Raw genomic sequence first — 7,683 nt, forward strand, 5'->3', positions numbered from 1 at the left:
GAACATGATCGTGGTGATCACGATATGGCTGCCCCGTTTGGCTTGCAGGAACGCGGGGATCGCGGCCCAGGCGGCGCCGAACACGGCAGCCATCGCAGCCGCACCGATCAGGGCCAGCGACCAATGGGGCCACGGGATATACAGACAGGCCAGCGCTACGCCCAAACCGCCCAGCATCGCCTGGCCTTCACCACCGATATTGAACAGCCGCGCGTGAAAGGCGATGGCAACGCAAAGGCCGGTGAACATGAAGTTCGTGGCGTAATACAGCGTATAGCCCCAGCCATAGGTGCTGCCCAAAGCGCCGGACACCATCAGTTTGACGGCCGCAACGGGGTCTTCCCCGATGCCCAGAATGACCAGCGCCGACAGGATCGCTGCCAGCAATAGCGAAATCAAAGGCACGAGGACGACCTCGGCCCATTTTGGCATTACGTCCATGTTACACTTCCTTATGCGGATCGCCGCCCGCATGGGCCAGATTGTCTTCGATCTCTTCGATGGAATGGGGCGCATCGGTATCGGTGATGCCCGCCATCAGCAAGCCCAGTTCCTTTTCATCGGTCTGGCTGGCGTCGCGGATGCCCATGACCTGACCGTCGAACATGACAGCCACCCGGTCGCTGAGTGCGAGAATCTCTTCCAGCTCGACCGAGACCAGCAGGATCGCCTTGCCCTGATCGCGCAGGGCGACGATCTGTTCGTGGATGAATTCGATCGCGCCGATATCCACGCCACGGGTCGGCTGGCCGATCAGCAGCAGGTCGGGGTTGCGTTCGATCTCGCGCGCCAGAACGATCTTTTGCTGGTTCCCGCCGGAAAAGTTTTTGGCCGCCAGTTTGGGGTTTGGCGGACGCACGTCGAAACGTTCCATCTTTTCAACGGTGTCGGCCTTGATCGCGGCGTTATCCATCAACATGCCGCTGCGGTAGGCAGGGTCTTTGTGATAGCCGAAGGCGGTGTTTTCCCACGCCTGATACTCCATGATCAGACCTTCGCGCTGGCGGTCTTCGGGGACATGGGCGATGCCGTGGTTGCGGCGGGATTGGCCGTCGGATTTATTGCCGGTCAGGTCCAGTGCCGTGCCATTGACGCGCACGCTGCCCTTGCCGGTCTGGTATCCGCCCAGAACCTCAAGCAGTTCGGACTGGCCATTGCCGGCCACCCCCGCAACGCCAAGGATTTCGCCCGCGCGGACTTGCAGATCGATGCCGCGCAGACGCTCGACGCCCTTGTCATCAACGACGCGCAGCCCTTCGACATCCAGAATGACCGGACCGGGGGCCGCGGGTTTCTTGTCGACACGCAGCAATACCTTGCGGCCGACCATCAGCTCCGCCAGTTCGGCGGGCGAGGTTTCGGCGGTCTTGACGGTGGCGGTCATCTCGCCGCGGCGCATGACCGATACGGTGTCCGTCGTCTCCATGATCTCGCGCAGCTTGTGGGTGATCAGGATGATCGTCTTCCCTTCGGAGCGCAGACGCCCGAGGATGCGGAACAGCTGGTCCGCCTCGGCTGGGGTCAGTACGCCGGTGGGCTCATCCAGAATGAGGATATCGGCCTGACGATACAGCGCCTTGAGGATTTCCACCCGTTGCTGCATGCCGACGCCGATGTCTTGCACTAGCGCGTCGGGGTCCACCTTCAGGCCGTAGTCATCGGCCAGCTTCATCAGCGATTTGCGCGCCTTGGCCAGCGACGGTTTCAACAGCCGCCCGTCTTCGGCACCCAGAATGATGTTTTCCAGGACCGTGAAATTTTCAACCAGTTTGAAGTGCTGGAACACCATCCCGATGCCTGCGGCAATCGCGGCCTGGCTGTCAGGGATGTCGGTCTTTTTACCGGCGATAAAGATGTCGCCTTTGTCAGCTTTGTAGAATCCGTAAAGGATCGACATCAGCGTCGATTTGCCCGCGCCGTTTTCCCCGATGATCCCATGGATCGTGCCGGGCATGACGCGGATAGAGATGTCTTTATTGGCCTGTACCGGACCAAAGGCCTTGGAGATGCCTTTCAGCTCGATCGCCGGAGCGGCAGTTTCCTGCCGCTCCGTATGTGTTGCAGTGCTCACGCTTAGAAGCTCAGGCTCGGGCAGCTGTCGTCGGACATGTAGTCATGTACCTCAAGCGACCCGTCTGCGATCTTGGCTGCTGCTTCATCCACAGCGGCCTGCATTTCAGCGGTAACCAGTGCCTTGTTGTGTTCGTCAATCGCGACGCCCACGCCTTCGTTGCCAACGCCCATGACGTTAAAGCCTTTTTCCATGCCGGGGCCATCGGACATCGCGTCAAACACAGCGTTGTCCACGCGTTTGATCATCGAGGTCAGGACTTTGCCCGGGTGCAGGTGGTTCTGGTTGCTGTCCACGCCGATCGACAGGATGTCTTCGTCCGCTGCGGTTTGCAGAACGCCAACGCCTGTGCCGCCCGCGGCTGCATAGACAACATCAGCACCCTGGCTGATCTGCGCTTTGGTCAGTTCGGACCCTTTTACGGGGTCGTTCCATGCGGCAGGGGTCGAACCTGTCATGTTCGAAATCACGGTCGCGTCGGGGTTCACGGCCAGAACGCCTTGGGCGTAGCCGCAGGCGAACTTACGGATCAGGGGGATGTCCATGCCGCCGATGAAACCGACAGTGTTGGATTCAGAGGCCATCGCCGCCATCATGCCGACCAGATAGGACCCTTCGTGTTCGTTGAAGACAACGGAACGGACGTTGGGTGCGTCGACAACCATGTCGATGATGACAAAATCGGTATCAGGGTAATCGCCTGCAACCTGACCAAGCGCATCACCAAAGGCAAAGCCGGTCATCACGATAGGGTTGGAGCCCGCTTCGGCGAAACGGCGCAGCGCCTGTTCACGCTGTGCTTCGGACTGCAGTTCGATCTCGCGGAAGCTTTCACCGGTCTCTTCGGCCCAGCGTTGCGCGCCAGCAAAGGCGGCTTCGTTGAAGGATTTGTCGAATTTGCCGCCAAGGTCGAAGATCAGGGCGGGTTCGGCCAGAGCCGCACCGGCACTAAGAGCCGTGGCCGCAGCAGCGCCGAGGAATTTGGTCATAAGGGTCATGGAGTGTCTCCCGGTTTATTGTGTTGGGGCGCAAGCGCGAAGCCTTTGCCCGGTCGCAGTTCCGCGCTTGCGCCCGGTTCCGTCGATCAGATGTACGATACTGCGTAGCCCATGGGTAGGGTCAACCGGATTCTCAAGCGCTTGGGGATGATATTGCCTATTAACCGTGCGTAAACTGACGCGAAAGGATCAATGCATCAACGGATGGCGCATCTTTACGCTGATAATACCCGCGACGTGTGGCCGTCTGGCGAAACCCTGCGGAAGTGTAAAGTGCGATGGCAGCGGTATTGTCGGCGGCGACCTCCAGAAAGGCGGTGTCGGCCTGCGCTTCAAGCCCGTCCATCCAGCGGTGCAGCAAGCGGCGGCCAATACCCTGACGTTGGGCTGCGGGATCAACGGCGAGGGTCAGCAGCTCTGCCTCTCCCGCGATGAGGCGGGTCAGGGCAAAGCCCTGCGGTTCCGCCAGATACGTCACGAAAGGGGAGGCCAGCAGATCGGCGATCTCTTGCGCCGTCCACGCACGGTCGTGCACAAAAGCGGCGGCGTGAATCCGCGCCATATCCTGCGGCGTCATGAAAAGATCGCGGGCGGTGTGTCGCGGGCCGGGGCGGCATCGGCGGGGCGCAGATACAGCGGGGCAGGGCGCGGGGTCCGGGTGCCAAGCTTCGTGGCGGCAATGCGTGCCGTTGCCTCTGCCACGGGCATACGAGGGGGCAAGGCGGTGCCGTTACAAAGTGCTGCGATCATATCGGCCTGATGACCGACACAGACGGGATCGGCGCGCGAGGGTACCGAAGGCAGATCATCCAGCCCACACATCACAGGGTCGCGGTCGTCCATCGTGCCGAACACCTGCACGAACAGCTTGTCTTGCCGCGCATCGATGCTGCTGATGACAACGCCATCATGCCCGAAGGCCAGCGCCTGAAGATGCGAAACACCTATCGCGGGCACCCCAAGGCCAAGCGCCAGCCCACGCGCAGCCGAGACCGCGATGCGGATCCCGGTGAAGTTCCCCGGCCCGATGCCGACGCCAATCGCAGTCAGATCGCTATAGGCCACATCTGCGCTGGCCAGCACCTCGGCACATAGGCCAAGCAGCCGTTCGCCCTGCCCCTTGTTCATCGGTTCCTCGACGCTGGCGATGATCTGGTCGCCCGACAGCAAAGCGGCCGCACAATGTGCGGCCGATGTATCAAACGCCAGGAGAAGAGGCGTCTTAGGCAACCGGGCGTACCTCGGTCACTTCGGGGATGTAGTGGCGCAGCAGGTTCTCGATGCCCATTTTCAGCGTCAATGTGGACGATGGGCAGCCCGCGCAGGCCCCTTGCATGTGCAGATAGACAACGCCGCGCTCGAACCCGTGGAAGGTGATGTCGCCGCCGTCCTGTGCCACGGCAGGGCGCACGCGGCTGTCCAGCAATTCCTTGATCTGGCCGACGATCGCACCGTCTTCGCCGGTATGCTCCGCATGGCCCGACGCGTGGTCATGGCCGGTTTCCATCACCGGCTGGCCGGATTGAAAATGCTCCATAATCGCGCCAAGCAGGGCGGGTTTCAGGTGGTCCCATTCGATCCCGTCAGCCTTGGTGATGGTCACGAAATCGGTGCCGAAGAACACGCCGGTCACGCCTTCGACAGCGAACAGACGCGTGGCCAAAGGCGAGGCGCTGGCCGCTTCGGGGGCGGGGAAATCGGCGGTGCCCATCTCTAGCACGGTCTGACCGGGCAGGAATTTCAACGTTGCGGGGTTGGGCGTGGATTCGGTCTGAATAAACATCACATGCTCCTGAAAGGGTTGATGCAGATATGCGACCTGAACGCGCGCAAGTCAAGGTTTGGAACGGTTCTAAGTTTGCGACGGCCTGCGGTGCCGCCTCAGGTGATCATCTCGAGCCGTTCTTTGCTCATGTCACCGGGAACGATGGTAATCGGCACCAGCAGCGAGCCTGCGTTGCGGGAAAGCTGGGTCACCAAGGGGCCGGGGCCAGATTTCTTGTCGGTGCCCGCGCCAAGCACCAGCACGCCGACTTCGGGGTCATCGGCCAGCTGGTTGATGATCTCGTCCACGATCACACCTTCGCGAATGACCAGCGCGGGCTCCACGTTCAGCCGGTCGCGCATCCATTTGGCGAAGACCTCGAAATGCACCTCGATCCTTTCGCGGGCTTCCTCGCGCATGACCTCGGCCACACCGATCCAGTGATTGAATTCGTCAGGCGGGATGACCGACAGCACCACCACCCCGCCGCCAGAGTTGGACGCCCGCATCGCGGCAAATCGCATGGCGTTCAGGCATTCGCGGCTGTCATCCAGCACAACCATAAATTTACGCATAGCATCCTCCTGTTGAACGGCGGGGGGCGGGGTCAGCCACGGTCGGAGGCCGCCCAATCCCAATACATCTCGCGCACGCGGCGGGTCATGGGGCCGATCTGGTACTGCGTGTCGTCAAACGCTTTGACCGGCGTGACCTTCATCATATTGCCGGACAAAAAGACCTCGTCCGCGGCATGGAAGTCATCAAAGCTAAGCACTGTTTCGTGCACCTTGATCCCGTCGGCGCGCATGTTCGACATATGCCGCGCGCGGGTGATACCGGCCAGAAACGTGCCATTGGGGATCGGGGTGAACACCTCGCCATCCTTGACCATGAACACATTGGCAGAAGCCGATTCGGCGACATTGCCCATGGCATCGGCGACCAGCGCGTTGCCAAAGCCCTTGGCGCGGGCTTCAACCATCATGCGGGCGTTGTTGGGATAAAGGCAGCCCGCCTTGGCGTTGACGACGTTGTCTTCGAGCACGGGACGCCGGAAACGGGTCCGTGTCAGCGTCGTGGCCGCATCGGGTGCCGCCATAGGGATCTGTTCTAGGCTGATGGCAAAACCGGTCGCGTCCTTTAATGGCACGATCCCCAGCTCGTCGCCCGCAAGCGCCCAATACATCGGGCGGATATAGACGGCGGCGTCCTTGGGGTAGCTTTTCAGACCCTCGCGTACCATCTCGACCATATCGGCGGTCTCGACCGTGGGGGTGATCATCAGCGCCTTGGCCGACCGGTTGATCCGCGCGCAGTGCGCCTCCAGATCGGGGCTAAGACCGTCGAACAGCCGCGCCCCGTCAAATACGGTCGTGCCCAGCCATGCACCGTGGTCCGCGGCCTTGATGACAGAGATGTCACCCTCGTGCCAACTGCCTTCGTAAAATGTCTTGATATGTGTGCCAGTGGCCATAGCGTGTCCTTTGGTTACCGCTTGGGCGCGGTGCGGTAGATGCCCTCGGGCAGGTTCAGCGCGGCTGTCAGATCGTGCAGCTGCTCGGGCGAGAGGCTGATCTTGCAGACAGAGTTGGTGCGCGGGTCCCATTGCTCGAATGTGATAACGCTGGCAAAGGCCTGCACCGTCACATCTTCACGCAAGGGTGCTTTGCCTTCGTCGATCAGAGTGATCACACTGGCATCGAATTCGTGTTCAATCGTAAACATGAAGGCACAGTATTCTTTCGGTGGTCCAATGCAAGAGCAGCACTGCGCCGTCTGTTCAAATCCGCGCCGCCGCGTTAAAACGGTGGCAGATCTATTCGTTGCCCTTTTGAGGATGCGTTACGTGATGTTGAGATACTGTCTTGCTCTGGCCGCTGCGGCATTTATGGCTGCCTGCGAACCGACGACCATGTCGGGGCCTGTCTCCACCCAACCCGAGCAAGGGCAACCCGCTAGTTTTTCCGCCAATGAATCCGCCCGCAGCTTTATCCGCGTGTTACAAACGGTCGAACCTGTCGCTGAACGCGAATGTCGCGTGCGGACCTCGCAGGTGAATTGCGATTTCAACATCGTGGTCGATGACCGCCCCGGCCAGCCCGCCAATGCCTACCAAACCGAGGATAAGGCCGGGCGTCCGGTCATCGCCTTCACGCTCGCCCTGATCGCGGATGCGCGTAACGAGGACGAGCTTGCCTTTGTCATGGGGCACGAGGCTGCTCACCACATCGAAGGGCATATCGCACGCCAACAGCAGAACGCGGTCGCCGGTGCGGTGATCTTTGCCGGTCTCGCCACGCTGAGCGGGGGCGATGCGACAGCGGTCGAATCGGCACAGCGTCTTGGGGCGCAGGTGGGCGCGCGGACCTATTCCAAGGACTTCGAGCTTGAGGCAGACGCCTTGGGCACCATCATCACCGCACGCGCAGGGTATAACCCGCTGCGGGGGGCCGAATTCTTTACCCGTATTCCTGACCCCGGTGACCGTTTCCTGGGCACGCACCCGCCCAATGCATCGCGTCTGGATACCGTACGGCGGACCGCGGCGGGGCTGTAACGGCACAGCATGAAGCAGCTTGGCCAGATACTGTCGGACCGCGGGTCGAAATATGCCGTGTCAGGATGCCCCGCGTCCGATCGCGCCGCCGTGGATGCTGCGCTGAAAGAGCTCAAGCGCGATAAATCCTATGCCAAGGCAACCCACAACACCTGGGCGGTGCTGCTGTCAGACGGCGGCCCGCTGAAAGGCGATGATGGGGAATCCGGTGCGGGGATGGTGATTATCCGGATGCTAGAGCGTGAAGGGCTGGAGGATCACCTGATCGTGGTCACGCGCTGGTATGGCGGGG

General features: G+C 61.2%; 10 protein-coding genes and 1 pseudogene. 2 read left to right on the top strand and 9 right to left on the bottom strand.

The window, feature by feature from the left end; translation table 11 throughout:
* The 9 genes and pseudogenes from B3849_RS01270 to B3849_RS01310 all read right to left on the bottom strand — a co-directional run.
* Positions 1 to 441 (bottom strand): annotated as a pseudogene (locus B3849_RS01270) (ABC transporter permease); the annotation flags it as partial.
* 1 nt (position 442) lies between these two features.
* The gene (locus tag B3849_RS01275; RefSeq protein WP_009826063.1) at positions 443 to 2,071 is read right to left on the bottom strand and encodes an ABC transporter ATP-binding protein; all 1,629 of its coding nucleotides are present in this window, start codon (positions 2,069 to 2,071) and stop codon (positions 443 to 445) included.
* 2 nt (positions 2,072 to 2,073) lie between these two features.
* Positions 2,074 to 3,069 (bottom strand): BMP family lipoprotein, encoded by a 996-nt coding sequence (locus B3849_RS01280; RefSeq protein WP_005851554.1) that lies wholly within the window; start codon positions 3,067 to 3,069, stop codon positions 2,074 to 2,076.
* A 160-nt stretch (positions 3,070 to 3,229) separates the two neighbouring features.
* On the bottom strand, positions 3,230 to 3,646 hold the full coding sequence (rimI, locus tag B3849_RS01285) for a ribosomal protein S18-alanine N-acetyltransferase (protein ID WP_286779715.1): 417 nt from the start codon (positions 3,644 to 3,646) through the stop codon (positions 3,230 to 3,232).
* Positions 3,643 to 4,299, bottom strand: coding sequence for a tRNA (adenosine(37)-N6)-threonylcarbamoyltransferase complex dimerization subunit type 1 TsaB (tsaB, locus tag B3849_RS01290; RefSeq protein ID WP_278375929.1), 657 nt, complete (start codon positions 4,297 to 4,299; stop codon positions 3,643 to 3,645). Before tsaB ends, rimI begins: the two co-directional genes overlap by 4 nt.
* Positions 4,292 to 4,852: a NifU family protein gene (locus tag B3849_RS01295; protein WP_005851560.1), complete on the bottom strand. Its 561-nt coding sequence runs from the start codon at positions 4,850 to 4,852 to the stop codon at positions 4,292 to 4,294. The genes tsaB and B3849_RS01295 overlap by 8 nt, the downstream gene beginning before the upstream one ends.
* 98 nt (positions 4,853 to 4,950) lie before the next feature.
* On the bottom strand, positions 4,951 to 5,409 hold the full coding sequence (locus tag B3849_RS01300; protein ID WP_278425835.1) for a universal stress protein: 459 nt from the start codon (positions 5,407 to 5,409) through the stop codon (positions 4,951 to 4,953).
* A 32-nt stretch (positions 5,410 to 5,441) separates the two neighbouring features.
* A complete protein-coding gene (locus tag B3849_RS01305; protein WP_005851564.1) occupies positions 5,442 to 6,308 on the bottom strand; it encodes a branched-chain amino acid aminotransferase in 867 nt (288 codons plus the stop codon).
* A gap of 14 nt (positions 6,309 to 6,322) precedes the next feature.
* Complete coding sequence (locus B3849_RS01310; RefSeq protein ID WP_005851566.1) at positions 6,323 to 6,559, bottom strand: hypothetical protein; 237 nt, start codon at positions 6,557 to 6,559, stop codon at positions 6,323 to 6,325.
* 124 nt (positions 6,560 to 6,683) lie between these two features.
* Between B3849_RS01310 and B3849_RS01315 the strand changes: the two genes are divergently transcribed.
* Together B3849_RS01315 and B3849_RS01320 are read left to right on the top strand one after the other, a co-directional pair.
* Positions 6,684 to 7,391, top strand: a complete 708-nt coding sequence (locus B3849_RS01315; protein WP_005851568.1) for a M48 family metallopeptidase — start codon at positions 6,684 to 6,686, stop codon at positions 7,389 to 7,391.
* Between the two features lie 9 nt (positions 7,392 to 7,400).
* Positions 7,401 to 7,683: YigZ family protein (locus tag B3849_RS01320; protein WP_286779716.1), on the top strand; the 283-nt coding region annotated here is incomplete at its 3' end.

It is taken from the genome of Sulfitobacter sp. UBA4523 (assembly GCF_002388305.1).
Classification (GTDB): Bacteria; Pseudomonadota; Alphaproteobacteria; order Rhodobacterales; family Rhodobacteraceae; genus Sulfitobacter; species Sulfitobacter pontiacus.